Annotated in this window: 2 protein-coding genes and 1 pseudogene; 2 read left to right on the forward strand and 1 reads right to left on the reverse strand. The window is 69.3% G+C overall.

Going from position 1 to position 2,131, the window contains the following annotated elements; translation table 11 throughout:
* Nucleotides 1-193: pseudogene (locus tag AB0C29_RS45155) on the forward strand (hypothetical protein); the annotation flags it as partial.
* Between the two features lie 33 nt (nucleotides 194-226).
* Here AB0C29_RS45155 and AB0C29_RS45160 read toward each other — a convergent pair.
* Nucleotides 227-1,510: a citrate synthase gene (locus tag AB0C29_RS45160; protein ID WP_360834079.1), complete on the reverse strand. Its 1,284-nt coding sequence runs from the start codon at nucleotides 1,508-1,510 to the stop codon at nucleotides 227-229.
* Nucleotides 1,511-1,688: 178 nt separating this feature from the next.
* On the opposite strand from AB0C29_RS45160, the gene AB0C29_RS45165 reads away from it, so the two are divergent.
* The coding region (locus AB0C29_RS45165; protein WP_360834081.1) for a universal stress protein at nucleotides 1,689-2,131 on the forward strand (443 nt) is incomplete at its 3' end.

Here is a 2,131-nt window from a genome sequence, read left to right on the forward strand (position 1 = left end):
GCCGCCGCCCGTACCCCTGCCCAAGCTGACGGCGGACCGCCTGGCGCGGGCTCTGCGATCGGTCACGACCGAGCCGCGCTATGCGGCGCGGGCCGCGGCCGTCGCGGCCCGGCTGGCGGACGAGGACGGCACGGCGCGGATCGCGCAATGGCTGGAGAAGCAGCGGCTGGAAGAGCAGCGGCCGCCCTCCTGAGCAGGAGAGCGGCCGCGGCCGGGGAACGACCGATCAGCGCTCGTTGATCGGGATGAACTGCCGCTCGGTCTCGCCGATGTACAGCTGGCGCGGGCGGCCGATCTTGGTGGCCGGGTCGGCGTTCTGCTCGGCCCACTGGGCGATCCAGCCGGGCAGCCGGCCGAGGGCGAACAGCACCGTGAACATCTTGGTCGGGAAGCCCATGGCCTTGTAGATCAGGCCGGTGTAGAAGTCGACGTTCGGGTACAGCTTGCGGGAGACGAAGTAGTCGTCCGCGAGGGCGATCTCCTCGAGCTTGAGCGCGATGTCGAGCAGCGGGTCGGGCTTGTCCATCGTGGAGATGACGTCCTGGACGGCCTTCTTGACGATGGCGGCGCGCGGGTCGTAGTTCTTGTAGACCCGGTGGCCGAAGCCCATGAGCTTCACGCCCTTCTCCTTGGCCTTGACGCGGCGCACGAAGGCGTCCACGTCACCGCCGTCGGCGCGGATGCCCTCGAGCATCTCCAGCACCGCGGAGTTGGCGCCGCCGTGCAGCGGGCCGGAGAGCGCGTTGATGCCCGAGGACACCGACGCGAACAGGTTGGCCTGGGCCGAGCCCACCAGCCGCACGGTCGACGTGGAGCAGTTCTGCTCGTGGTCGGCGTGCAGCACGAAGAGCATGTCGAGCACCTTGGCGATCGTCGGGTCCACCTCGTAGTTCACGGTGGGCAGCCCGAACGTCATGCGCAGGAAGTTCTCGACGTAGTCCAGGGAGTTGTCCGGGTACGGCAGCGGGTGGCCGATGGACTTCTTGTACGCGTACGCCGCGATCGTCGGAAGCTTCGCCATCAGCCGGATCCCGGAGATCTCGACCTGCTCCGGATCGGTCGGGTCGAGCGCGTCCTGGTAGAACGTCGACAGCGCGGTGACGGCCGAGGAGAGCACGGCCATCGGGTGCGCGTCGCGCGGGAAGCCGGAGAAGAAGGCGCGCATCTCCTCCTGCAGCAGCGTGTGCACGCGGATCTTGTCGCCGAACTCGGCCAGCTGGGCCGGCGTCGGCAGCGCGTCGTGGATCAGCAGGTACGACACCTCGAGGAACGAGGCCTTGCCCGCGAGCTGCTCGATCGGGAAGCCCCGATAGCGCAGGATGCCGGCGTCACCGTCGATGTAGGTGATCGCCGACGCGCAGGAAGCCGTGTTGACGAAGCCCTGGTCCAGGGTGACGTATCCGGTCTCCTTCAGCAGCGCGCTGACGTCGATGCCGCCTGGACCCTCGACCGCCGGGCGGACCGGCATGGACAACTGGCCACCGGGGTGGTCGAGCTTGACATCCGTCATGTATTTCCCTCACTTCACCGGCAGATGTCGCCAATAACCTGCCGTTCACCGTAAACCCTCAACCTGAACGGGTCATCAGACGGTCGACCGCTGAGGGATTGATCACGACCGCCTTCCCAGGAACACCATAGATAATGGTCTGTGGACCGCGTCGTCGCGGTGCGGAGGTGGTGAACCGATGCGGATACCGGGCCCTGCTCCTGTCGTCGTGGGCGTCAACGGCACTTCTTCGGGGCTGGCCGCCGCGCGGCTGGGTGCGCGGGAGGCCGTGGCCCGGGGTCAACCGCTGCGGATCGTGCACGTGTTCTCCTGGCCCGGCCCGCGCTCCTTCGATGATGCACCCGACTGGGCCACGGCGCGCCACGAGGCCGGGCGGATCGTGGCCGAGGCGGTCGCCACCGCCACCCGTACGGTGCCCGGCGTGCACGTCGAGGGCCTGCTCGCCGACGGCCTGCCGGTCCGTGAGCTGCTGCGGCAGAGCCACACCGCGGATCTGATCGTGCTCGGCGACGACGACCTCGCCCTCAGCCCGCGCCTGCCGGCCGACTCCGTGCTCGTGCAGACCGTCGCCCGGGCCCGCTGCCCGGTCGTGGTGGCCCGGGGCAACCGCCCACCGGCCGG

Source organism: Actinoplanes sp. NPDC048791, from assembly GCF_040650095.1.
GTDB lineage: Bacteria > Actinomycetota > Actinomycetes > Mycobacteriales > Micromonosporaceae > Actinoplanes.

Bases quoted from the DNA above. Each gene is read 5' to 3' on its own strand.
- AB0C29_RS45160 (WP_360834079.1), bottom strand. From the start codon at position 1,510: ATGACGGATGTCAAGCTCGACCACCCCGGTGGCCAGTTGTCCATGCCG.